The 23,084-nt window shown below is 61.6% G+C and carries 20 protein-coding genes; 5 read left to right on the top strand and 15 right to left on the bottom strand.

Features of this window, described 5'->3' with window-relative positions; all coding sequences use genetic code 11:
* Positions 1-39 precede the first annotated feature (39 nt).
* The 12 genes from trpC to ACRESH_RS07700 all read right to left on the bottom strand — a co-directional run bounded on the left by trpC (position 40) and on the right by ACRESH_RS07700 (position 13,400).
* Positions 40-876 carry an indole-3-glycerol phosphate synthase TrpC gene (trpC, locus tag ACRESH_RS07755; RefSeq protein WP_431741429.1) on the bottom strand — a complete coding sequence of 279 codons (837 nt, stop codon included), beginning with the start codon at positions 874-876 and terminating at the stop codon, positions 40-42.
* Positions 873-1,922 carry an anthranilate phosphoribosyltransferase gene (trpD, locus tag ACRESH_RS07750; RefSeq protein ID WP_431741428.1) on the bottom strand — a complete coding sequence of 350 codons (1,050 nt, stop codon included), beginning with the start codon at positions 1,920-1,922 and terminating at the stop codon, positions 873-875. The genes trpC and trpD overlap by 4 nt, the downstream gene beginning before the upstream one ends.
* A 9-nt stretch (positions 1,923-1,931) precedes the next feature.
* Entirely contained in the window at positions 1,932-2,525 is a 594-nt protein-coding gene (locus tag ACRESH_RS07745; RefSeq protein WP_431741427.1) for an aminodeoxychorismate/anthranilate synthase component II, read from the bottom strand.
* A gap of 53 nt (positions 2,526-2,578) precedes the next feature.
* A complete protein-coding gene (trpE, locus tag ACRESH_RS07740; protein WP_431741426.1) occupies positions 2,579-4,060 on the bottom strand; it encodes an anthranilate synthase component I in 1,482 nt (493 codons plus the stop codon).
* A gap of 69 nt (positions 4,061-4,129) precedes the next feature.
* A complete protein-coding gene (locus ACRESH_RS07735) occupies positions 4,130-4,948 on the bottom strand; it encodes a phosphoglycolate phosphatase (protein ID WP_431741425.1) in 819 nt (272 codons plus the stop codon).
* Entirely contained in the window at positions 4,945-5,619 is a 675-nt protein-coding gene (gene rpe, locus ACRESH_RS07730) for a ribulose-phosphate 3-epimerase (protein WP_431741424.1), read from the bottom strand. Before rpe ends, ACRESH_RS07735 begins: the two co-directional genes overlap by 4 nt.
* A 186-nt stretch (positions 5,620-5,805) precedes the next feature.
* Positions 5,806-6,633 carry an ABC transporter permease gene (locus ACRESH_RS07725; RefSeq protein WP_431741423.1) on the bottom strand — a complete coding sequence of 276 codons (828 nt, stop codon included), beginning with the start codon at positions 6,631-6,633 and terminating at the stop codon, positions 5,806-5,808.
* Between the two features lie 11 nt (positions 6,634-6,644).
* Positions 6,645-7,892, bottom strand: coding sequence for an ABC transporter permease (locus tag ACRESH_RS07720; protein ID WP_431741422.1), 1,248 nt, complete (start codon positions 7,890-7,892; stop codon positions 6,645-6,647).
* A 64-nt stretch (positions 7,893-7,956) separates the two neighbouring features.
* Complete coding sequence (locus tag ACRESH_RS07715; protein ID WP_431741421.1) at positions 7,957-8,991, bottom strand: ABC transporter substrate-binding protein; 1,035 nt, start codon at positions 8,989-8,991, stop codon at positions 7,957-7,959.
* A gap of 39 nt (positions 8,992-9,030) precedes the next feature.
* Positions 9,031-10,155, bottom strand: a complete 1,125-nt coding sequence (locus tag ACRESH_RS07710) for an ABC transporter ATP-binding protein (RefSeq protein ID WP_431741420.1) — start codon at positions 10,153-10,155, stop codon at positions 9,031-9,033.
* A gap of 214 nt (positions 10,156-10,369) precedes the next feature.
* Complete coding sequence (locus ACRESH_RS07705; protein WP_174446954.1) at positions 10,370-11,002, bottom strand: response regulator; 633 nt, start codon at positions 11,000-11,002, stop codon at positions 10,370-10,372.
* A gap of 7 nt (positions 11,003-11,009) precedes the next feature.
* Positions 11,010-13,400, bottom strand: a complete 2,391-nt coding sequence (locus tag ACRESH_RS07700; protein WP_431741419.1) for a PAS domain-containing sensor histidine kinase — start codon at positions 13,398-13,400, stop codon at positions 11,010-11,012.
* A 94-nt stretch (positions 13,401-13,494) separates the two neighbouring features.
* Here ACRESH_RS07700 and ACRESH_RS07695 point away from each other — a divergent pair, with 94 nt between their 5' ends.
* Positions 13,495-14,499, top strand: a complete 1,005-nt coding sequence (locus ACRESH_RS07695; protein WP_431741418.1) for an alpha/beta hydrolase family protein — start codon at positions 13,495-13,497, stop codon at positions 14,497-14,499.
* Here ACRESH_RS07695 and ACRESH_RS07690 read toward each other — a convergent pair.
* The 3 genes from ACRESH_RS07690 to ACRESH_RS07680 are packed head-to-tail and all read right to left on the bottom strand — an operon-like array spanning position 14,496 to position 16,955.
* A complete protein-coding gene (locus ACRESH_RS07690) occupies positions 14,496-15,260 on the bottom strand; it encodes a TerB family tellurite resistance protein (RefSeq protein ID WP_431741417.1) in 765 nt (254 codons plus the stop codon). The two genes, ACRESH_RS07695 and ACRESH_RS07690, sit on opposite strands and share 4 nt — an antisense overlap.
* Before the next feature lies 1 nt (position 15,261).
* Positions 15,262-15,933: an N-acetylmuramate alpha-1-phosphate uridylyltransferase MurU gene (gene murU, locus ACRESH_RS07685; protein WP_431741416.1), complete on the bottom strand. Its 672-nt coding sequence runs from the start codon at positions 15,931-15,933 to the stop codon at positions 15,262-15,264.
* Complete coding sequence (locus ACRESH_RS07680; protein WP_431741415.1) at positions 15,930-16,955, bottom strand: aminoglycoside phosphotransferase family protein; 1,026 nt, start codon at positions 16,953-16,955, stop codon at positions 15,930-15,932. Before ACRESH_RS07680 ends, murU begins: the two co-directional genes overlap by 4 nt.
* 130 nt (positions 16,956-17,085) lie before the next feature.
* Here ACRESH_RS07680 and ACRESH_RS07675 point away from each other — a divergent pair, with 130 nt between their 5' ends.
* From ACRESH_RS07675 to rsmA, 4 genes are read left to right on the top strand one after another with little or no spacing between them, the layout of a single operon-like run.
* On the top strand, positions 17,086-19,902 hold the full coding sequence (locus ACRESH_RS07675) for an LPS-assembly protein LptD (RefSeq protein ID WP_431741414.1): 2,817 nt from the start codon (positions 17,086-17,088) through the stop codon (positions 19,900-19,902).
* Positions 19,883-21,199, top strand: a complete 1,317-nt coding sequence (surA, locus tag ACRESH_RS07670; RefSeq protein ID WP_431741413.1) for a peptidylprolyl isomerase SurA — start codon at positions 19,883-19,885, stop codon at positions 21,197-21,199. Before ACRESH_RS07675 ends, surA begins: the two co-directional genes overlap by 20 nt.
* Entirely contained in the window at positions 21,196-22,185 is a 990-nt protein-coding gene (pdxA, locus tag ACRESH_RS07665) for a 4-hydroxythreonine-4-phosphate dehydrogenase PdxA (protein ID WP_431741412.1), read from the top strand. The genes surA and pdxA overlap by 4 nt, the downstream gene beginning before the upstream one ends.
* The gene (rsmA, locus tag ACRESH_RS07660) at positions 22,182-22,988 is read left to right on the top strand and encodes a 16S rRNA (adenine(1518)-N(6)/adenine(1519)-N(6))-dimethyltransferase RsmA (RefSeq protein WP_431741411.1); all 807 of its coding nucleotides are present in this window, start codon (positions 22,182-22,184) and stop codon (positions 22,986-22,988) included. Before pdxA ends, rsmA begins: the two co-directional genes overlap by 4 nt.
* Positions 22,989-23,084 lie beyond the last annotated feature (96 nt).

Genomic DNA, 23,084 nt, shown 5'->3' with positions numbered 1-23,084 from the left:
AGATACAAAAAAGCCGGCAACGCCGGCTTCAGAGTCGAATCAGTCCAGTCCTGGCACCAGGTTCTGCACTACTCGCTCGGGGAAGAACAGACGCTGCAACTCCAACCCCGGATGCTCGGCACGCATGAACGCTTCACCGACCAGGAACGAGTAGACCTCGTTGATTTCCATCAGCTCGACATCCGCGCGGTTGAGGATACCGCTCTCGGTAATGGCCAGACGGTCGCGAGGAATGCGCGGCAACAGATCGAGCGTGGTTTCCAGGCTGACCTCAAAGGTATGCAGGTTGCGGTTGTTGACGCCGACCAGCGGGGTATCGAGGGTTTTCAGGGCCCGCTCCAGCTCATCGCCGTCGTGCACTTCGACCAGCACATCCAGACCGACGCTTTTCGCCGTGGCAGCCAGTTCGGCCATCTTCACATCGTCCAGCGCCGAAACGATCAACAACACACAGTCGGCGCCCAGGGCGCGGGCTTCGACGATCTGATACGGGTCGATCATGAAGTCTTTGCGGATCACCGGCAGCTTGCACGCTGCACGGGCCTGCTGCAGGTAGATATCGGCGCCCTGGAAGTAGTCGACGTCTGTCAGTACCGACAGGCAAGTCGCCCCACCCTTTTCGTAGCTGGCGGCGATATCGGCCGGAACGAAGTTTTCGCGGATCACGCCCTTGCTCGGCGAAGCCTTCTTGATCTCGGCAATGACTGCAGGCTGCTTGCGCTTGGCCTGTTCGATCAGCGCATTGGCAAAACCGCGTGGCGCATCAGCGGCAGCAGCGAGGCGTTCAAGCTCGGCAAGGCTGACCCGGGCGCTGCGCTCGGCGACTTCCTGGACCTTGCGCGCCAGAATGTTTTCCAGAACTGTCGGTACACTCATCCTTCATTCTCCAGCTTGAATACGGCGGTGAAAGCGCCCAGCTCTTCGAGTTTTTCCCGGGCAAGACCAGTGTGCAGTGCGTCGTGGGCAAGCTCGACACCTTGCTTGAGGCTGATGGCGTGATCGGCGGCATAGAGTGCGGCACCGGCATTGAGCACGATCATTTCCGCAGCCTTCTGGCCATTCTCGGTCTTGCGCCGCCCCAGAGCATCGCGAATCAGCTCCAGGGACTTGGCCGGACTCTCGACGGCCAGGCCGTGCAGGCTCTGGCTTTTCATGCCGAGGTCTTCGGGTTCGACCCAGTACTCGGTGATCTGGTCATCCTTGAGTTCAGCAACGAAGGTCGGCGCGGCCAGGCTGAATTCGTCCAGACCGTCCTTGGAGTGCACCACCAGCACATGCTTGCTGCCCAGGCGTTGCAGTACTTCGGCCAGCGGCCGGCACAAGGCCTGGGTGAATACACCGACCACCTGGTGCTTCACACCGGCCGGATTCGTAAGCGGGCCAAGCATGTTGAACAAGGTGCGCAGCCCCAGATCACGACGCGGGCCGGCGGCATACTTCATCGCCTTGTGATGGGTCTGGGCAAACATGAAGCCGATGCCGACGCTGTCGATGCAACGTGCAACCTGTACTGGCGTCAGATTCAGGTAGATGCCGGCAGCTTCCAGCAGGTCGGCGCTGCCGCTCTTGCCCGAGACGGCACGGTTGCCATGTTTGGCCACGGTGCAACCGGCGGCGGCAACGACGAAGGCCGAAGCGGTGGAGACGTTGAAGATGTTCGCCCCGTCTCCACCGGTGCCAACTACATCGACCACCTGATCGAGTGTGTTGAGCTCGACCTTGTCGGCCAACTCACGCATCACCGACACCGCACCAACGATTTCATCGATGCTTTCGCTCTTCATGCGCATGCCCATCATGAAGGCGCCGATCTGCGCTTCACTGCACTGGCCGGTCATGATCTCGCGCATCACATCGCGCATCTCTTCGGTGCTCAGGTCCAGGTGGCCGACGATGCGGCTGAGCGCGCTCTTGATATCCATGATCGATCCTTAGCGGTGGCCGCCGGTCTGCTTGAGGAAGTTGGCGAACAGCTCGTGGCCCTGCTCGGTGAGGATCGATTCGGGGTGGAACTGCACCCCTTCGATGTTCAGCGTCTTGTGCCGCAGGCCCATGATCTCGTCCACCGAGCCATCTTCAAGGGCAGTCCAGGCGGTCAGTTCCAGGCACTCGGGCAAGGTTTCACGCTTGACCACCAACGAGTGGTAGCGGGTCACGGTCAGCGGGTTGTTCAGACCGGCGAACACGCCCTGGTCCTCGTGAAACACAGGGCTGGTCTTGCCGTGCATCACCTGACGGGCACGTACCACATCGCCGCCGAAGGCCTGGCCGATGGACTGGTGGCCCAGGCAGACACCGAGAATCGGCAGCTTGCCAGCAAAGTGCAGGATGGCTTCGATGGAAACGCCGGCCTCGGTCGGGGTGCACGGGCCGGGAGAGACCACAATGCGCTCGGGGTTCAGGGCTTCGATCTGGGCGATGGTCAGCTCGTCATTGCGAATGACCTTGACCTCTGCACCCAACTCGCCGAGGTACTGCACGACGTTGTAGGTGAAGGAGTCGTAGTTGTCGATCATCAGTAGCATCTGGATTCAACCTCTAGAATCAATTTCGCCGGGTGGACAGGCGTGGAGTTCGATCAACTGCGTGGCGTCTGTTCAGCCAGCGCCACCGCCCGGAACATCGCCCGGCGTTTATTGAGGGTTTCTTCCCACTCCAGTGCAGGTACCGAGTCGGCGACGATGCCGCCACCGGCCTGTACATGCAGTTCGCCATCCTTGATGACCGCAGTGCGAATCGCGATGGCCGTGTCCATGTTGCCGTTCCAGGCAAAGTAACCGACCGCACCACCGTAGACACCGCGTTTGACCGGCTCGAGCTCATCGATGATTTCCATGGCGCGGATCTTCGGCGCCCCGGACAAGGTCCCGGCTGGCAGGATTGCGCGCAGCGCATCCATGGCACTGAGTCCTTCCTTCAGCTCACCGGTGACGTTGGACACAATGTGCATGACGTTGGAGTAACGCTCGATCACCATCTTCTCGGTGACCTTGACCGTACCGGTTGCCGACACCCGACCGGCGTCGTTACGGCCCAGGTCGATCAGCATCAGGTGCTCGGCGAGTTCCTTGGCGTCCGACAGCAGGTCTTCTTCCAGCGCCCGATCCGCCTCTTCAGTAGCGCCGCGCGGACGGGTGCCGGCGATCGGCCGGACGGTGACCAGATTGTCTTCGACCCGTACCAGCACTTCCGGGGAGCTGCCCACCACGTGGAAGTCACCGAAATTGAAGAAGTACATGTACGGCGTCGGGTTAAAGCAACGCAGCGCCCGATACAGGTCAATGGGCGCGGCCTTGAAATCGATCGACATACGCTGGGACGGCACCACCTGCATGCAGTCGCCGGCCAGGATATATTCCTTGATGGTATCGACCGCACGCTCGTAGTCGCTCTGGGTGAAGCTGGAGCGGAAGGTCGGCTCGGCAGCTTGCGGGCCACCCAGTTCCAGGCCACGACGAGGAGTGATTGGCTGACGCAGTTGTTCGAGGAGGCCCTCCAGGCGTGCCAGGCCGTTTTCGTAGGCCTGTTCCTGGGCCGGGTCGACCAGCACGATGGCGTGCATCTTGCCCGCCAGGTTATCGAACACCACTACGGCGTCGGAAACCATCAGCAGGATATCCGGCACGCCCAGCGGGTCAGGATTCGGGCACTTGCCCAGACGCTTCTCGACATAGCGCACGCAGTCATAGCCGAAGTAGCCAACCAGGCCACCGTTGAAGCGCGGCAGACCGGCAATGGCCGGCACCTTGTAGCGTTCCTTGAAGGACTCGACGAAGGCCAGCGGGTCTTCCACGTCGTGCCGCTCGATCTCGACACCGTCATGAGTGATCCGCACCTGATGGCCATGTACGCGCAACACGGTGCGGCACGGCAAGCCAATGATCGAGTATCGCCCCCACTTCTCGCCGCCCTGTACCGACTCAAGCAGGTAGGAGTTGGGCTGATCGGCGAGTTTCAGGTAGATCGACAGCGGCGTGTCAAAGTCGGCCAGCGTCTCGCAGGCCAGGGGAACGCGGTTGTAGCCGGCAGCGGCCAGGCGCAGGAATTCTTCGCGGGTCATGATAGCCTCGTGGCAAACAGCAAATGGGTCAGACAGGCAAACGGGCCGGCAACGGCCGGCAGAGAACAGTCAGGCGCGCCAACGCCAACGGGCCAGGGCCTTGATGACTTTCATCCAGAGTTTGCTGGTAACCGCCACGATGGAATCTCGATCTGATGGGCAATGAACGTCCGTCAACGTTATCCCAGTGGCCGCATCTAAGCAACCGGGCAACAGCGCACGCAGGTCATCGATGACCAGGCACGGTGCTTCATCGCTGATCGGCCGCCCATGGTTGTAGCCATAGGTCAGGCCCACGCACTTGACCCCGGCAGCCTTGGCCGCCAGCACATCGCTGCGCGAATCGCCGACGAACAAGGCGGCTTCGGGCGGCACGCTGGCCATCTTCATGACGAACAACAACGCTGCCGGATCAGGCTTTTTCTGCGCCAGGGTGTCACCGCCGATGATCCAGCGAAAATAGCGACCGATCTTCATCTGGTCGAGCAACGGTGCGACAAAGCGCTCCGGCTTGTTGGTGATCAGGGCCATTTCCACGCCCTGCTTGTGCAACCACTTGAGCGTGTCGAGGACCCCGGGGTAAACCACGGTTAGCTGGTGGTTGTCGGCATAGGCCTGCATGAACAACTCAAGGCCCTTCTCAGCCTCGTCTTCATTGACGGCGGCATGATCCAGGCCGCCGGCCAGGGCCCGGCGCACCAGCACCGGGGCACCATTACCGACCCAGTGGCGCACAGCCTCCAGGCCTGCGGGCTTGCGCCCCATTTCGAGCAGCATGTGATCCACCGCCGCGGCCAGGTCGGGAACCGAATCGATCAGGGTACCGTCCAGATCGAACATCACCAGCCTGGGCAACGCTCCGGGGAACAGCTGCTCGAAGCCGCTCATGGGCGGGCCAGGGCCAGTTCGGCATGCATCTTGGCAATGACCTCCTGGTAGTTCGGGGTATTGAAGATCGCCGAACCGGCAACGAAGGTATCGGCACCGGCGGCAGCGATCTCACGGATATTGTTGACATTCACCCCGCCGTCGATTTCCAGGCGGATATCGCGGCCGCTGGCATCGATCAGCGCACGGGCTTCGCGCAGCTTGTCGAGGGTGCCGGGAATGAATTTCTGACCGCCAAAGCCTGGGTTTACGCTCATCAGCAGGATCATGTCGACCTTGTCCATCACGTACTTGAGGGCGTCAAGCGGCGTTGCCGGGTTGAACACCAGGCCGGCCTTGCAACCACCGTCACGAATCAACTGTAGTGAACGATCGATGTGCAGGGAGGCTTCCGGATGGAAGGTAATGTAGCTGGCACCCGCTTCGATGAAGTCGCCGATGATCCGGTCGACCGGGCTGACCATCAGGTGCACATCGATCGGCGCGGTGATGCCGTACTTGCGCAGTGCCGTGCAGACCATAGGACCGATGGTCAGGTTCGGCACGTAGTGGTTGTCCATTACGTCGAAGTGAACGATGTCGGCACCAGCGGCCAGCACATTGTCGACTTCCTCACCCAGGCGAGCGAAATCGGCAGACAGAATCGAGGGGGCAATAGCGTAGGGCTGCATGGCGCACCTGTAGGGCAGAATCACGGTGGCGCGCATTGTACCTCAGGCGAACGGCCAGGGGCTGACCGGTATCAAAGCGGTCGACGGAGTGGGAGCGGATTTATCCGCGAAGGACTGCGTGGCAGTCCCATTGCCTGGGACCGCTATGCGCCCCTTCGCGGATAAATCCGCTCCCACCGCAATCCATCAACCCGGCTGCTGGGTACGCAACTTCTCGCTACGCCCGCGCAACCATTCCAGGGTCAGCAACAGCACCACCGAAAATGCGATCAACAAGGTCGCCGCCGCCGCGATGGTCGGACTGAGGTTCTCACGGATGCCACTGAACATCTGCCGTGGCAGGGTCGCCTGCTCGGGGCCTGCGAGGAACAAGGTCACCACCACTTCGTCAAACGAGGTGGCAAAGGCGAACAAGGCTCCGGAAATCACCCCTGGGGCAATCAGCGGCAAGGTCACCCGGCGAAAGGCGGTCAGCGGCGAGGCGCCAAGGCTGGCTGCCGCACGCACCAGATTGTGGTTGAAGCCCTGCAGTGTCGCCGACACGGTGATGATGACGAACGGCACACCCAGCACCGCATGCACCAGGATCAGCGAAATGAAGCTGTTACCCATGCCCAACGGTGCAAAGAACAGGTAACTGGCTACACCGATGATCACCACCGGCACCACCATGGGCGAAATCACCAGCGCCATGATCAACGACTTGCCGGGGAAATCGCCGCGCGTCAGGCCGATCGAAGCCAGGGTGCCGAAGATCATTGCCAGCACGGTCGCCGCCGGGGCGACGATGATGCTGTTCTTCAGCGCCCGCATCCACTCGTCCGAGGCAAAGAAGTCGTGGTACCACTGCAGCGAAAAGCCTTGCAGCGGATAGACCAGGAAGCTGCCGGAGTTGAATGACAGCGGAATGATCACCAGCACCGGCAACACCAGGAACAACAGGATCAGCCCGCAGAGGATGCGCAAACTGTAGAACCAGACCCGCTCAACGGGCGACATGTAAGGGCTCAGCATGACAACGCTCCTCAGCTCAGACGCAGGCGGCTGGCGCCGACCAGCCAGCTATAGATCAGATACAAAATCACGGTGGCGAGCAGCAGCAGGCCGCCCAACGCAGTAGCCATGCCCCAGTTGATGCTGGTGTTGGTATAGAACGCCACGAAGTAGCTGACCATCTGATCGTTCGGGCTGCCGAGCAGCGCCGGGGTGATGTAGTAACCGATGGCCAGGATGAACACCAACAGGCAGCCCGCACCTACGCCGGCGTAGGTCTGTGGGAAGTACACCCGCCAGAAACTGGTGAACGGATGACAGCCCAGGGAGATCGCAGCACGCATGTAAGTGGGCGAGATCCCCTTCATCACGCTATAGATGGGCAGGATCATGAACGGCAGCAGGATGTGAACCATCGAGATGTACACACCCGTGCGGTTGAACACCAGCTCCAGCGGCTTGTCGATGATACCCAGGGCCATAAGCGCACTGTTGATCAGTCCACCCGATTGCAGCAGCACAATCCAGGCCGCGACCCGTACCAGGATCGAGGTCCAGAACGGCAACAGCACCAGGATCATCAACAGGTTGCTCTGCCGGGTCGGCAGGTTGGCCAGCAGGTAAGCCAGCGGATAGGCCAGCACCAGGCAGATGGCGGTGATGACGAAGCCCATCCACAGGGTCCGGGTAAAAATGTCCAGGTAAATGGCCTGGTCCGGCGTGGCCTTGGCCAGCTCGCCGAGGTCATCGATGCGATGATCCAGGGCCGCCAACAGGTAAAAAGATGTGACGTTACTGGTGTTACGGCGGATAGCCTGCCAGTAGGCCGGATCGCCCCAGCGCTCGTCCAGCTCTTGCAGTGCTTCTTTATAGGAAGCCGGCTCGGCCTTGAACGGCAAGGCTCGGGCAGTCTTGGCCAGCAGGCTGCGATAGCCGGCCAGTTCCATGTTCAGACGCTTGGAGGTGTCACCCAAGGTCTGGTTCTTGCGCGCCTGGCCGAGATCTTCACTCAGTGCCTTGTACACCGACTCACCCGGCAGGCCCTTACCGTCCCATTGCGTGACCGCCGTAACAGTCTGCGGCAAACCTGTGACAACTTCCGGGTTGCCGACGCTCTTGTAGAGCAGCGCGGCAATGGGCACCAGGAAAACCAGCAGCAGGAACAGCGCCAGCGGTGCGATCAGGGCTTGCGCCTTCCAGCGGTTGACCCGCTCGGCACGCGCCAGGCGCTGCTTGAGTGTGGAACCGGCGCCTTCATTCAGGGGCACTGCGATGGCCATAGCGAACTCCAAAATCTTGAGAACAGGGAGCGTCGGCAAGCTGCCGACGCTCCATCAGCCGACCTTACTTGGCAGCCCAGGCGTTGAAGCGTTGCTCCAACTGCTCGCTGTTGTCAGCCCAGAAGGCGACATCAATCTGCACCTGGTTGGCAATGTTTTCCGGGGTGGTCGGCATGTCTTTCTTGATCTCGTCGGAAAGCAGGCTCACCGCTTTGGAATTGGCCGGACCGTAGGCGATGTTTTCCGAATAGATCTTCTGCTGCTCGGGTTTGACCGAATAGGCGATGAACTTCTTGGCTTCTTCGGCATTCTTCGCACCCTTCGGAATGGCCCAGGCGTCGAAGTCGTAGATACCGCCGTTCCACACCACCTTCAGGTTGCTTTCTTTCTGCACAGCAGCGATCCGGCCGTTGTAGGCCGAGCTCATGACCACGTCACCGGAGGCCAGGTACTGTGGTGGCTGAGCCCCGGCTTCCCACCACTGGATGCTTGGCTTGAGTTCGTCGAGTTTCTTGAAGGCGCGGTCCTGGCCTTCCTTGGTGCCGAGTACCTTGTAGACATCTTTAGGCGCGACGCCGTCGGCCATCAGGGCGAATTCCAGAGTGTACTTGGCGCCCTTACGCAGGCCACGCTTGCCCGGGAACTGCTTGGTGTCCCAGAAATCGGCCCAGCTGGCCGGGGCGGTTTTCAGTTTGTCGGCGTTGTAGGCCATCACCGTGGACCAGACGAAGAAGCCTACGCCGCAAGGCTGGATGGCACCCGGAACATAGTCGGACTCGTCGCCGAACAGCGCCGGATCGAGCTCCTCGAACATGCCTTCGTCACAACCACGGGCCAGTTCCGGCGACTCGACCTCGACCAGGTTCCAGGACACGCTTTTGGTGTCGACCATGGCTTTGACCTTGGCCATTTCACCGTTGTATTCGCCCGCAACGATCTTGCCGTTGCCAGCCTTTTCCCATGGCTCGTAGAACGCTTTGACCTGGGCGGCCTTATTGGCGCCGCCGAAAGAGATCACGGTCAGGTCGGCCGCCGCCATGGCCTGGCCCGCCGCAAACAGCCCCAGGGTCAGAGCGGTCAACTTCATGTGCTTTAGCATTATTATTCTCTCCACAGTTCAGGGTTGGTAAGCAAACCTTCAATTGGCGTCCAGGAGCGGATCGAGCGCGCGGGCGTGCTCCACTTCCCAGCCAAGCGGTACCACATCGCCCACGGCCAGGGCCGGGTCGAGTTCGGCAATCGGCTGCTTCACGAAGAAATCGGCCTTGCCGCACACTTCCAGACGGACCCGTACGTGGTCGCCCAGATAGATGAACTCGGCCACCCGGCCGGAGAATCGGTTAACGCAGCTTTCGCTGTGGCCGTTCAGCCGTACGCGCTCGGGACGAATCGACAGGGTGACCGGTTCACCGCTCTGGCCGACATTGACAGCCAATGCCTCGACCTTCTCACCGCGGGCCAGTTGCACCAGGCAACGCTCACCGTCCTGACTGATCAGGCGACCGTTGATGCGATTGTTTTCACCGATGAAGTTGGCGACAAAGGTGTTCTTTGGCTCTTCATAGAGGGTGCGTGGATCGGCGATCTGCTGGATCTCGCCCTGATGGAACACGGCCACGCGATCAGACATAGTCAGCGCTTCGCCCTGGTCATGGGTCACATAGACCACAGTGACGCCCAGGCGCTGGTGCAGGTGCTTGATTTCCATCTGCATGTGTTCGCGCAACTGCTTGTCGAGGGCACCGAGCGGTTCATCCATCAGCACCAGCTGCGGCTCGAACACCAGTGCCCGGGCCAGGGCCACACGCTGCTGCTGGCCGCCGGACAGTTGACCGGGGTAGCGTTTGGCGAACGCATCGAGCTGGACCATATTCAGCACGCGCTTGACCCGCTCGCTGATGTCGGTCTTGCTCAGGTTGCGTACACTCAAGGGAAAGGCCAGGTTCTCAGCCACGGTCATGTGCGGAAACAGCGCGTAGTTCTGGAACACCATGCCAATGTCGCGCTTGTGCGGCGGCACGTTGTTGATCGAGCGCCCGGCCAGCTGGATCTCGCCGGCAGTCGGGGTCTCGAAGCCTGCCAGCATCATCAGGCTGGTGGTCTTGCCGGAGCCGGAGGGGCCGAGCAAGGTCAGGAATTCGCCTTTGCGAATATCCAGATTGAGGTCTTTGACGATCAGCGTCTCGCCGTCATAGCTCTTCTGCACACCGCGGAAGCTGACCAGCACTTCGCCGGCTGCAGCGCTCGAATTCACCTCACTCATACCCGTACCTTCCTGTTGGATGACTGCCGTGTTTACAGCCTAGTGAAGGTGCGAGCCGGCGCAAATCGGGGGGGGAGAGAGATTGATATCAGCGGGATGGAAGGCTTGGGGTAGGGATTGCCCTACAAGGATGACGTTTTTGGATATGTGATCGCGGGCAAGCCCGCTCCTACCGTAGAAGCGGGCTTGCCCCGCGATGTCGCTATCAGAACACTCAGAGCAACTTGTGCTCCATGGCGTACTTCACCAACTCCGCCAGCGAGTTGACATTGAGCTTCTGCATCAGGCGTGCCTTGTGGGTGCTGATGGTCTTGTTACTCAGTGCCAGCTGCTGAGCGATGTCGTTGACATTGGCCCCCTGGGCCAGGCGCTCGAACACCGAGAACTCGCGCTCCGACAGCAGCGAATGCAGTGGCCGGGCGTCAGTCAATCCGACCTCGAAGACCATCCGGTCAGCCAGATCCGGGTCGATATAACGACCACCTCCGGCCACTCGCCGAATGGCCGTCAACAGCAAGGCCGGATCGCTGTCCTTGGTCGCATAGCCAGCAGCACCGACCTTCAGCGCCCGCGCGGCCATCTGCGCCTCGTCATGCATCGACAGCACCAGAATCGCTGGCGGGTTGCTCAAGGCACGAATCCGCGGAATCGCTTCAAGGCCATTGACCCCGGGCATGGAGATATCCAGCAACACCACTTCGCAGTCAGTATGACGCAAGGTCTCCAGCAATTGCTCACCATTGCCGGCCTCCCCTGCCACCTGCATGTCCTTGGCCAGGCCGATCAACTGCTTGATACCTTCGCGGACGATGGTGTGGTCTTCGGCAACCAGAACTCGAATCACAATACCGCTCCTATTTCAGGGGAATACCCACGCTCAGGCTGGTGCCCTCGCCTGGCTCGCTCTCCAGGGTCATTTGCCCGCCCAACATCAACACCCGCTCACGCATCCCGACCAGGCCGAAGGATGCCGGGCGGCTTTCGTCCAGGGCAAAGCCGATACCGTCGTCGATCACCGTCAACCGCAAGGTACGACCGTCCAGGCTCAAGTTGATCTGCACAGTATGCGCCTGGGCGTGGCGCATGACATTGGTCAGCGCCTCCTGCAGGATGCGGAACAAGCCAATGGCCTTGGCATCGGTCAGCGGTGGCAGGTTTTCCGGTACCTGGACCAGGCATGGAATCTGCGTGCGCGCCTCGAAACGCCGCGCCTGCCATTCGATCGCCGAGGCGATGCCGGCATCCAGGATCGGCGGTCGCAACGCCGTGGCGACATCGCGAACCAGCTGGAAGAGCTGGGCAATCAGCCGTTTCATGCTGGCCAGGCGCTCGTTGAGGCCAGGGTCGAGGTCGGCGTAAGCCAGCTCACACATGGATGTTTCCAGCTTGAGCACTGTCAGCATCTGCCCCAGTTCGTCATGCACTTCCCGGGCGATGCGCGCCTTCTCTTCCTCACGAACGCTTTCCAGGTGCGCCGACAGGTCGCGCAACTGCTCCTGGGAACGCGCCAGCTCCAGCTCGACCCGTTTGCTCTGGGTGATGTCCCAGACCACGCCGTCCCAGACCACCCGGCCATCGCCCAGGCTACGGGTACTGGCCTTGATATCAGCCCAGCGTTGCTCACCTTCGCGGGTCAGGATGCGCCCCTGCCAGGACCAGTCGCGGTCGGTGGCCAGGGCCAGGTCCTGGACCTTGTGGTAGTCGGCCCGGTCATCCGGGTGAACCAGGTTGCGCAAACCCATGTCCGGGTGCTGCAAGGCTACCGGGGTATAGCCGACCAAGGCCTCGCTGCCTTCGCTGATGTAGGGAAACTCCAGTTCACCTTCAGCCGGGTTGCGTTCTAGCCGGAACACCAGGCCCGGGACGTTGCCGGCAATGCCCTTGAGCCTGGCCTCGCTTTCGCGCAAGGCGGCCAGGGCCCGACGACGTTCGGTCACGTCGGTGAGGAACACCACCAGGTACTCGGCATCGCGAAAACGCAGAAAACTCAGCGACACATCCACCGGCAGCAGGCTGCCATCGGCACGCAGGCACTGGGTTTCGAAATGCTGGGCGACATCGTTGCTGGCCCGGGCGCCCTTCCACAGCTCAAGCCAGCGATCCATGTGCAAGCCGGGCTCGAAGTCGATCAATGGCCGGTCGATCACCGCGCCCTCAGCGTAGCCGAGCATGCTTTCGGCAGCCCGGTTGGCATATCGCACATGACTGTCCCAGTTGACCCAGAGAATGCCCACGGTGCTCTGGTCGATGGAGAACTGACTCAAGCGCAAGGCCTCTTCCCGTGCCTGGCGCTGGTTGATGGTCTCCCGCGCACTCAGCAGGCTGTGCTCCAGCTGACGCAGCTGACGCCGCTGCCAGATCACGATGGCCATACTGCTGAACAGCAAGACGGCAAGCAGCAATCCCAGGTTCTGCCAGAAGCCCGGTGACTCGCTCAAGCGTGGGTACTTGGGCTCCAGCCAGCGCTGATGCAACTGTTCCAGGTCCTTGGCCGGGATGGCCTGCAGGCCGAGTTCAAGAATCTCCGCCAGCTGCGGCCAGTCGCGGCGCGAGGCAACGCGCAGCAATTGCGGCAGGCCGATATCACCGACCACCGCCAGGTCGCTGAACTCGCTCTCTCGCGACAGCCGGCTCAACTGCGCTTCGTCCACCACGGCGTAGCGAGCTTGTTCACTGAGCACCAACTGCAGTGCCTGGCGCTCCTGGGGAACGCCTTGCAAGTTGAGGTTCGAGTAGGTGGCGCGCAGATAGTCGGCCACCGCGCTGGGCATGCGTACCGCCACCCGTTCAGCGCCAGAGAGCTGCTCAATATCTACCGCCACCGCCCCACTGCGCAGCCCCACGATCAATTGGGGCACACGCATGTACGGATCACTGAACAACCACAAGCGCAGGCCGCTCGGCGTCTGGGTCAGGCCAGGAGCCAGATCGACCTCACCGGCCACCAGCGCCCGCTCAAGAGCGGCCTGATCAGGGAAATTACGCCAGGTCAAGTCCAGCCCCAGCGAGCGACCCAACCAGTTCATCAGTTCGACATTGACCCCATAGAGCTGCTGCAAGCGACGATCGAACTGGGCAAAGGGGGCTTGCAACACCAGCCCGACCCGCAGGCTGCGATGCTGCTCGAGCCACTGCTGTTGCACAGGGTCCAGAACCACAGCGGCCGGCGTGCTTGCAGGGGCAGCCCAAGTGATCAAGGACCAGCAGAAACAGCCGATAAGCAACAGGCAGCGCACTGATTTCATCTAAACGCTCATCAAAGAATGGATGGCCACTGAGCATGGCCGTCCCGGACAAATACTATTAGGCTGCCGGTATTATTCTGGCCTGGACCACTCCATGTTCGCACTTTTTCGCACGACGCTTCCGGCGTTTTGCCTTGTACTGATACTACCTTGTAGCGCACAAGCGGCTGCGGATGAAACGCGGCAAGCCGCTGAAAACACTCCGCAAGCAACCGTCCAGCGCCAACCGCTGGCCGAACGCAGCCAGGAAGATGCCCTGGCGCTGGAGCGACAACTCCCCCAAGCCGAGCAACAAATGCTGCAAGCCGGCAGCGACAATTTCCTCGCCCTGTGGAAACCGGCCAACACCAGCGAACCTGATGGCGCACTGATCATCCTCGCCGGTGCTGGCGAAACCGCCGACTGGCCGAAGACCGTCGGCCCCTTGCGCCGCAAGTTTCCAGACGCCGGCTGGCATAGCCTGAGCCTGAGCTTGCCGGACCTGCTGGCCGACAGCCCGCAAGCACGCGTCGAAACCGCCCCGGCCCCGACCCAGCCGGCGCCACAAGGTCAGAGCGCACCGGCCAAGGACACGCCTGACGACGCCAATGCCAGTGTCGAAAAAGCCACGGCCGCCGAGAGTGAAGGCAGCGAAAGTGCAAGCCGAACCCAGGCGCCGGGCGTCGATGACAAGGCTGATGCCGAGCGAATCTTTGCCCGCCTTGATGCCGCTGTAGCCTACGCCCAGCAGCACAACGCCCGCAGTATTGTCCTGCTCGGCAATGGCAGTGGTGCTTACTGGGCTGCCCGCTACCTCAGCGAGCGGCAACCGGCACAGGTTCAGAAACTGGTGATGGTCGCAGCGCAGACACCCGCGCAAGCCGAGCAGAGCCTCGACACCCTGGCGCCTTCGCTGAAAGTCCCCACCGCTGACTTCTTCTATACAAACCAGGCACAAGCCCGACGCGCTGCCGAGCAGCGCCTGCAAGCCAGCAAACGGCTCAAGGACAACAGCTATCGCCAGGTAGGACTGACCGCCACGCCCGGCAACAGCGCGGCGGAACAGGAGCAACTGTTCCGCCGGGTGCGTGGCTGGCTTAGCCCGGAAAATGCTGACTAGAAACCGCGACGCTGGCGGATGACCGTGTAAGCCTGATGCAGTTCGCGGGTGCGTTCAGTGGCTTCACGCACCTGGGATGGGCTGGCACCACTGCCGACCAGCTTGTCCGGATGGTGGCGGCTGAGCAGCCGCCGATAAGCCTGTTTGATCTGGCCCGGTTCAGCTTGTGCCTCAACGCCGAGCAAGCGCAAGGCATCCTGGTAACCAAGGCTGGCGCTGGACAGGCCAGGCCGCTGGGGCTCGTATTCCAGCGCTAGCGCCTGGACCTTGGGCACCGACCACCCCAACTGCTGCCCCCAATCAAGCAACAGCTCGCGCTCATGACGACCCGCCCGGCCATCGGCCCAGGCCATGCGCCAGCAAGCGCGCAACATGCCCTCGGCAGCATGGGGCTGCTGCTTCAAGCGACGCAGGTATACACCCAGGCGGTCCTTGCCACGCTTGCCGCGGTTGAACGCGGCAATTGCCCGGCGGCGCGCAGGCTCGCTCATTTCCAGGCGCTGCATCTCCTGACGCGCCTGCTGAATGTGCCCGTCGACCACCCGCCCGTCACACTTGGCCAAACGCCCCAGCAGAACGAACAGCACCTCATCGTCACGCAACACCGGACGCCCACCCAGGCGCTCACGCACATGGGCCCAGCTGTGCAACTGCAAGCGGCGGTCCATCGCCTGACCCAGCAACGCCCCCAGCAATGCCCCTGGAATGCTGGCAATGGCGAAGCCGGCCCCGGCACCAATCACTGTGCTCGGCCACAACATGTCAGCGGCGCCCTTTGATCAGTTGTTCGACTTCAGCCAGACGCTCCTGCGTGCCGACATCCACCCAGTGGCCGCTGAAATACTCGCCACTGACTTGGCCAGCTGCCATTGCCTGGCGCAACAACGGTGCCAGCTTGAAGGCGCCCGCCGTACAGCCATCGAACAGGGCTGGGTCGATGACGGCTACACCGCTGTAGGTCAGGGTGGCAGCCCCGTCCTGGCCATCACTGACCAGCCCCTGCTGCAGGCAGAAATCGCCCTTGCCGTGATGCCCCGGGTTGTCGACCAGCACCAGATGGGCAAGCCCCGTCGGCTTTTGCGGCAAACGGGTGAAGTCGTAATCGGTCCAGACATCACCGTTGACCAGCACAAAGGGCTCATTACCGAGCAACGGCAAGGCCTTGAAGATCCCGCCCCCGGTCTCCAGCGGCTCGCTTTCCGGCGAGTAGCTGATGCTCAAGCCCCAACCGGCACCGTTGCCCAGGTGAGCTTCGATCTGCGCACCGAGCCAGGCATGATTGATCACCACCTCCTTGAAGCCTGCAGCCGCCAGGGCGCGCAGGTGGTACTCGATCAAAGGTACACCCGCCACTGGCAACAGGGGCTTGGGTGTGTGCAAGGTCAGAGGACGCATCCGCTCGCCTTTACCCGCCGCCAGAATCATCGCTTTCATGAATGCGCTCCGCCAGCCGCCTGCAGGCTCTCGATCAGCTCATCCAGCTCGGCCAGTTCAGGGCGGCGGGCAATCACTTCATCTATATAGGCAAAGAAGCGTGGTACGTCGGTCAGGTAGCGCGGCTTGCCATCGCGGTGGCAGATACGGGCAAAAATACCAATGACCTTGAGATGGCGCTGCACGCCCATCAGGTCGCTGGCTCGGTGAAAATCTTCAAAGTCGGCCTGCACCGGGATACCCTTGGCCTGCGCCCGTTGCCAGTAACCCTTCAACCAACCCTCTACCCGCGCTTGCGACCAACTCAGGAAAGCATCCTTGAACAGGCAGGTGACGTCATAGGTGACCGGCCCGTAAACGGCATCCTGGAAATCCAGCACGCCGGGGTTGGGATCGCTGTCCATCAGGTTACGTGGCATATAGTCACGGTGCACCAGCACCTTCGGCTGAGCCAGGGCGCTGTCGATCAGCAGGCTGCTGATGCGCTGCCAGGCGGCCAACTGAGCGCCGGTAAAACCCAGGCCGAGTTCGCGCCCCACATACCACTCGGGAAACAGCTCCAGCTCACGACGCAACAGGGCCACGTCGTAGCTCGGCAACGGCGCGTCGATCGGCAACTGCTGGAAAGCCAACAACGCTTCGATGGCGTCATCGAACAAGCCATCGGCATTGTCGGCATTGATGACATCGAGATAAGTCTGGGTGCCCAGGTCGCTGAGCAGGAGGAATCCGCGCTCTAAGTCCTGAGCATGAATGACCGGCACATTCACATTGGCAGTGGCCAGCAGGTGATCGATATCGACAAAGGGACGGCAGTTTTCCTGCGGTGGAGGTGCATCCATTACCACAAAACTGCGGCCTTCAGCCTGCCAGCGGAAATAGCGGCGGAAGCTGGCGTCGCTGCTGGCAGCGGTCAGGCTGCCGGTCGGAACAGCGCCCCAGCCCTGTTTCTGAAACAGATTCGCCAGTTGTTCTTCGAGCCAGACAGCGAGGTGTTGCAGGCGTACATCATGATCAGGCATTACAAGGGTCTCCGACGGCCCTAGCCGTCAAGCGGGTCATGCTTTATTATCCAGCATCTTTTTCAGACCATCGAGAGGCGTGCGGCCCCACACGCGGGCAGATGGCACGCAGGAAGCCCGGACTAATAAGATGGCATTGAAATCCCCCGCGTTTCGTAAAAAATTCCCGTTGCTGGTCACCGGCGGTCTGCTGGCACTGCAACCTCTGGCCACCTCGTACGTGGTCGCCGCAGAGCAATTCGACTGCCAAGTGTCCGCTGCCGGAGGCTGGGACTGCAAGCCCAAGACCAACGCCGCCGCGCTGCCACCTCGCCCGGTGCATCCGGGCGCAGCCGCCAGTTCGGCTGGCGAAGCCCCGGGTGAGGCTGGCGAAGCCGTCGCCGAGACCGGCAAGGCTCCGATGCTCGTTACCGAGAGCAAGGGCCGTGGCCTGAAATCCCGCAGTGGCGACTACAGCCACCTGGACTGGGTTCCGCGTGATCAGCTGACCCCTGCCCAGCTCGCCGAAACCGGGCCGTACTGTGCCGGCGCCTATATCGAGCCGACCCGTCCGGGCATGGATGACACCACGCCGAAAGACGAAGCACCGACCTTCATCGGCGCCAAGGTTTCCCGCTACCAGCAGGAGCAGCAGATCGCCACCCTCGCCGGTGACGTGGTCATGCGCCAGGGCAGCATGCAGGTCGAGGCCGACGAGGCCAACCTGTACCAGGCCGAAAATCGCGGCGAGCTCAGCGGCAACGTCAAGATCCGCGACAACGGTTCGCTGGTGGTCGGCGATCATGCCGACATCCAGCTCGACACCGGCGAAGCCAAGGTCGACAACGCCGAATACGTGATGCACAAATCGCGTATCCGCGGTAACGCGCTGTACGCCAAGCGGGCCGAGAACGCCATCATCCGCCTCAAGGATGGTACCTACACCACCTGTGAGCCGAACAGCAACGCCTGGCAGCTCAAGGGCAACAACATTACCCTGAACCCGGCCACCGGCTTCGGTACCGCGACCAACGTCACCCTGCGGGTCAAGGATATTCCGGTGTTCTACACACCGTACATCTACTTCCCGATCGACGACCGTCGCCAGTCCGGCTTCCTGCCGCCGTCGTTCAGCACCAGCAGCGATACCGGCTTCATGCTGGTCACGCCGTACTACTTCAACCTGGCGCCAAACTACGACGCCACGTTGTATCCACGCTACATGACCAAGCGCGGCATGTTGATGGAAGGCGAGTTCCGCTACCTGACCAAGTCCAGCGAAGGACAGTTTGGTGGTGCTTACCTGAATGACAAGGAAGATGAGCGCAAGCTGCAGTCTGACTACAAAGAACAGCGCTGGATGGTCAACTGGCAGCACAAGGGCGGCCTCGATGAGCGCCTGATGACTGAAGTCGACTACACCAATATCAGCGATCCTTACTACTTCCAGGACCTGGAATCGGATCAGATTGGTGTCGAGAGCAAGGATTACATCAACCAGCTCGGTGGATTGACCTATCGCGGCGATACATACGCCGCCGGCGTCAGCCTGCAGGCAATCAAGCTGGCAACGATCACCAACATCACACCGTATAATCGTCTGCCGCAGATCTACTTCAGTGGCACACTGCCCTATCACCCGGGCGGCTTGAACTTTGGTTACGGCTCTGAGTTCACACGCTTCGATCGTGACCTGCGCGACGGCCTGTTCACCGATGAGAATGGCGTATCGACGCCATGGTATGACACCCGGGTCGGCGGCCTGGCCCGCGCCAATGGCGATCGGATCAACCTCACCCCGACCATGAGTCTTCCCATGGACGCCAGCTATGGCTTCGTGAGGCCGTCGCTCAAGTACGTCTATACCCACTACAACCTTGATCTGGACGCCACGGGCAAGAACCAGATTCGCCTGGGCCAGGAAGCTGCCGCCAATGGCGGGCCAGAATACATCTCGGGTGAGTTCTCCAGCACGCAGAACCGCAGCGTCCCGGTTTTCAGCATCGACAGCGGCCTGTACTTCGATCGCGATACCCAATGGTTTGGCAAGGGCTACCGTCAGACCCTCGAACCTCGTTTGTTCTATCTGTACGTGCCGTATAAAGACCAGACCGACATCCCGATTTTCGACAGCAGCGAGTCCACCTTCAACTATGCGTCGCTGTTCCGTGACAACCGCTTCTCCGGCTCGGACCGTATTGGCGACGAAAACAAGCTGTCGCTGGGCGTGACCAATCGCTGGATCGAAGAAAACGGCTTTGAGCGTCAGCGCCTGAGCGTTGGCCAGGCCCTCTACTTCAAGGACCGTAAAGTCCAACTGCCCGGTATCGACCCACGTACCCGCGTAGACGCAAAATCGGATGTTTCGCCCTATGCACTGGAGTACGAATACCGCTTCAACCGTGACTGGCGCCTGAGTTCCGACTTCAACTGGGACCCGGACAGCCGCAGCACCCGCTCGGGCAGCGCGATGTTCCACTACCAGCCGGAAGACAACCTGAACAAGGTTGTCAACCTCGGCTACCGCTACCGCAACGACATGGTCCGTTACGACCAATCCACCGGTCAATGGTCTGTGGGCGGCGGCGACTATGGCACTCCGGGCACGCCTGGCTACGTAAAGGACTACTACAAGATCCAGCAACATGACTTCTCGGTCATGTGGCCGATCGTTCCGCAGTGGACCGCGATCGCACGCTGGCAACATGACTACAACCGCAACCGCACCCTGGAAGCTTTCGGTGGTTTCGAATACGACAACTGCTGCTGGAAGCTGCGCCTGATCAACCGTTACTGGGTTGACTACGACGAGTTCAGCCAGGATGCACCGCAAAACGAAAAAGGCGACCACGGCGTCTTCCTGCAGGTTGTGCTGAAAGGCCTCGGCGGCGTAGTGGGCAATAAGGTCGAGTCTTTCCTCGACAAAGGCATTCAAGGTTATCGTACTCGTGAAGACCAAGCTTACTGATTGTCTGCGCCCGCTGTTGCTGGGCGCTGTATTGCTGAGCGGCACGGCGCATGCCGCCGTGCAACCTCTGGATAGCGTTGTGGCCATCGTCGATAACGATGTGGTCATGAAGAGCCAGCTGGACCAGCGTGTGCGCGAAGTCCAGCAGACCATCGCCAAGCGTGGCGGCTCCGTGCCACCAACTGGCGTGCTCGATCAGCAGGTGCTCGAACGCCTGATCGTCGAAAACCTGCAACTGCAGATTGGCGACCGCTCTGGTATCCGCATCACCGACGAAGAGCTGAACCAGGCCATCGGTACCATTGCCCAGCGCAATGGCATGAACCTGGAACAGTTCCGCGCGGCCCTGGCCCGTGACGGCCTGTCTTATGAAGATGCCCGCGAACAAGTACGTCGCGAGATGATCATCAGCCGCGTGCGTCAGCGCCGTGTGGCCGAACGCATCCAGGTATCGGAGCAGGAAGTGAAGAACTTCCTCGCCTCGGACATGGGCAAGATGCAGCTGTCCGAAGAGTTCCGCCTGGCCAACATCCTTATCCCAACCCCGGAACGCGCCGACTCGGCCACGATCCAGGCCGCAGCCAAGCAAGCGGAGCAGGTTTACCTGCAACTCAAGCAAGGCGCCGACTTCGCTCAACTGGCCATCGCCCGTTCGGCAAGCGAAACCGCGCTGGAAGGTGGTGAGATGGGCTGGCGTAAAGCGGCTCAGCTGCCCCCCCCCTTCGATCGCCTGCTCAGTTCCATGTCGGTAGGTGATGTCACCGAGCCGGTCCGCACCCCGGGCGGCTTCATCATCCTCAAGCTGCAGGAAAAGCGCGGCGGCCAGGCCATGGTGCGTGACGAAGTCCATGTTCGCCATATCCTGATCAAGCCAAGCGAGATCCGCAGCGAAGCGGCCACCAAGGCGCTGGCGGAAAAACTCTACGAGCGCATCCAGAGCGGCGAAGACTTCGCCCAACTGGCGAAGAGCTTCTCCGAAGACCCGGGTTCTGCCCTCAACGGCGGCGACCTGAACTGGATCGACCCGAATGCACTGGTGCCCGAGTTCCGTGAAGAAATGGCCAGCGCCCAGCAGGGTCAGGTGACCAAACCGTTCAAGACCCAGTACGGCTGGCACGTTCTGGAAGTCCTTGGCCGCCGTGCCACGGACAGCACCGAACAGGCTCGCGAGCAACAAGCGATGAACGTACTGCGTAACCGCAAGTACGACGAAGAGCTGCAGACCTGGCTGCGTCAGATCCGTGACGAAGCCTACGTTGAAATCAAGCTTCCTGGCGCCGATCAGGCCTCCCAGTGAAACCTCAGCGCTTCGCCCTCACACCCGGTGAGCCAGCCGGCATAGGTCCTGACCTGTGCCTGCTGCTTGCCGCGCAAGCCCAGCCACACCCCCTGATTGCCATTACCAGCCGTGACCTGCTCGCCGAGCGGGCCACGCAGCTGGGTGTGGCCGTCAATCTGCTACCGGTCAACCTCGACGCCCTCCCCGACCGGCCTGCACCAGCGGGAAGCCTGTATGTCTGGGATACGCCACTGCACAAACCGGTAGTGGCCGGCCAGTTGGACAAGGCTAATGCCTCTTTCGTACTGAAAACCCTGACCCGCGCTGGCCAGGGCTGCCTGGACGGGCATTTTGCCGGGATGATCACCGCGCCCGTGCACAAGGGCGTGATCAACGAGAGCGGTATCGCCTTCTCCGGCCACACCGAGTTCCTCGCCGACCTTACCGGCACCGCACAAGTGGTCATGATGCTGGCTACCCGTGGCCTGCGCGTGGCCCTGGTGACTACTCACCTGCCCTTGCGCGATGTTGCCGACGCCATCACCAGCGAGCGCCTGGAGCGGGTCACACGGATCCTGCATGCCGACCTGCAGCAGAAGTTCGGCATCGCCAACCCACGCATCCTGGTCTGCGGCCTGAACCCGCACGCAGGTGAAGGTGGCCACCTTGGCCATGAAGAAATCGATACCATCGAACCCACATTGGCGCGCTTGCGCAGCGAAGGCATGGACCTGCGCGGCCCGTTGCCCGCCGATACCCTGTTTACCCCCAAATATCTGGAGCACTGCGACGCAGTGCTGGCGATGTACCACGACCAGGGCTTGCCCGTACTCAAGTACAAGGGCTTTGGCGCCGCCGTCAACGTGACCCTGGGCCTGCCGATCATCCGCACGTCGGTCGATCACGGCACCGCCCTGGATCTGGCCGGCAGCGGCAAGATCGACACCGGCAGCCTGCAGGTCGCCCTGGAAACCGCCTACCAGATGGCCGAGACCCGACTATGAGTGAGCAATACCAACACCGGGCGCGCAAGCGCTTCGGTCAGAACTTCCTGCACGACGCCGGGGTCATTGACCGCATCCTGCGCTCGATCCACGCCAAGGCGGGCGATCGCATGCTGGAAATCGGCCCGGGCCAGGGCGCCCTGACCGAAGGCCTGCTGGGCAGCGGCGCACAGCTGGACGTGGTCGAGCTGGACAAGGACCTGGTGCCGATTCTCAACCAGCAATTCGCTGGCCGCGACAATTTCCGCCTGCACCAGGGCGACGCGCTGAAGTTCGACTTCACCAGCCTGGGCGCCGCGCCGAACAGTCTGCGTGTGGTCGGCAACCTGCCGTACAACATCTCCACGCCGCTGATCTTCCACCTGCTGGCCAACGCCGAACTGATCCGCGACATGCACTTCATGCTGCAGAAGGAAGTGGTCGAGCGCCTGGCTGCCGGCCCCGGCGGTGGTGACTGGGGTCGTCTGTCGATCATGGTGCAGTACCACTGCCGGGTCGAACACCTGTTCAACGTCGGCCCGGGTGCGTTCAACCCGCCGCCCAAGGTCGACTCGGCCATCGTTCGCCTGGTCCCGCACGAAACCCTGCCGCACCCGGCCAAGGATCACCGCCTGCTTGAGCGCATCGTTCGCGAGGCCTTCAACCAACGTCGCAAGACCCTGCGCAACACCCTCAAGGCCCTGCTCAGCAGCGAAGCCATCGAAGCCGCTGGCGTCGATGGCAGCCTGCGTCCGGAGCAACTGGACCTGGCCGCCTTTGTCCGCCTGGCCGACAAGCTGGCCGAGCAACAAGGCAGCCACTAAGGTGCTGCAACGGCCAGTCATGCCCGCATGACTGGCCGGCAACCCCGCCAATAGCCTAGACTGGATGCAATCGCCGTATCAGCGTCTGTTTCCAAG

It is taken from the genome of Pseudomonas sp. (assembly GCF_050739775.1).
GTDB lineage: Bacteria > Pseudomonadota > Gammaproteobacteria > Pseudomonadales > Pseudomonadaceae > Aquipseudomonas.
Note: the sequence above shows the minus strand (reverse complement) of the source record. Positions and strands in the feature narration are given on the sequence as shown.

Bases quoted from the DNA above. Each gene is read 5' to 3' on its own strand.
- rsmA (WP_431741411.1), top strand. From the start codon at position 22,182: ATGAGTGAGCAATACCAACACCGGGCGCGCAAGCGCTTCGGTCAGAAC.
- murU (WP_431741416.1), bottom strand. From the start codon at position 15,933: ATGAAAGCGATGATTCTGGCGGCGGGTAAAGGCGAGCGGATGCGTCCT.
- ACRESH_RS07735 (WP_431741425.1), bottom strand. From the start codon at position 4,948: ATGAGCGGCTTCGAGCAGCTGTTCCCCGGAGCGTTGCCCAGGCTGGTG.
- rpe (WP_431741424.1), bottom strand. From the start codon at position 5,619: ATGCAGCCCTACGCTATTGCCCCCTCGATTCTGTCTGCCGATTTCGCT.
- ACRESH_RS07710 (WP_431741420.1), bottom strand. From the start codon at position 10,155: ATGAGTGAGGTGAATTCGAGCGCTGCAGCCGGCGAAGTGCTGGTCAGC.
- ACRESH_RS07715 (WP_431741421.1), bottom strand. From the start codon at position 8,991: ATGCTAAAGCACATGAAGTTGACCGCTCTGACCCTGGGGCTGTTTGCG.
- ACRESH_RS07695 (WP_431741418.1), top strand. From the start codon at position 13,495: ATGTTCGCACTTTTTCGCACGACGCTTCCGGCGTTTTGCCTTGTACTG.
- trpC (WP_431741429.1), bottom strand. From the start codon at position 876: ATGAGTGTACCGACAGTTCTGGAAAACATTCTGGCGCGCAAGGTCCAG.
- trpE (WP_431741426.1), bottom strand. From the start codon at position 4,060: ATGACCCGCGAAGAATTCCTGCGCCTGGCCGCTGCCGGCTACAACCGC.
- ACRESH_RS07745 (WP_431741427.1), bottom strand. From the start codon at position 2,525: ATGCTACTGATGATCGACAACTACGACTCCTTCACCTACAACGTCGTG.
- ACRESH_RS07675 (WP_431741414.1), top strand. From the start codon at position 17,086: ATGGCATTGAAATCCCCCGCGTTTCGTAAAAAATTCCCGTTGCTGGTC.
- ACRESH_RS07700 (WP_431741419.1), bottom strand. From the start codon at position 13,400: ATGAAATCAGTGCGCTGCCTGTTGCTTATCGGCTGTTTCTGCTGGTCC.
- ACRESH_RS07680 (WP_431741415.1), bottom strand. From the start codon at position 16,955: ATGCCTGATCATGATGTACGCCTGCAACACCTCGCTGTCTGGCTCGAA.
- trpD (WP_431741428.1), bottom strand. From the start codon at position 1,922: ATGGATATCAAGAGCGCGCTCAGCCGCATCGTCGGCCACCTGGACCTG.
- ACRESH_RS07720 (WP_431741422.1), bottom strand. From the start codon at position 7,892: ATGGCCATCGCAGTGCCCCTGAATGAAGGCGCCGGTTCCACACTCAAG.
- ACRESH_RS07690 (WP_431741417.1), bottom strand. From the start codon at position 15,260: ATGTTGTGGCCGAGCACAGTGATTGGTGCCGGGGCCGGCTTCGCCATT.
- ACRESH_RS07725 (WP_431741423.1), bottom strand. From the start codon at position 6,633: ATGCTGAGCCCTTACATGTCGCCCGTTGAGCGGGTCTGGTTCTACAGT.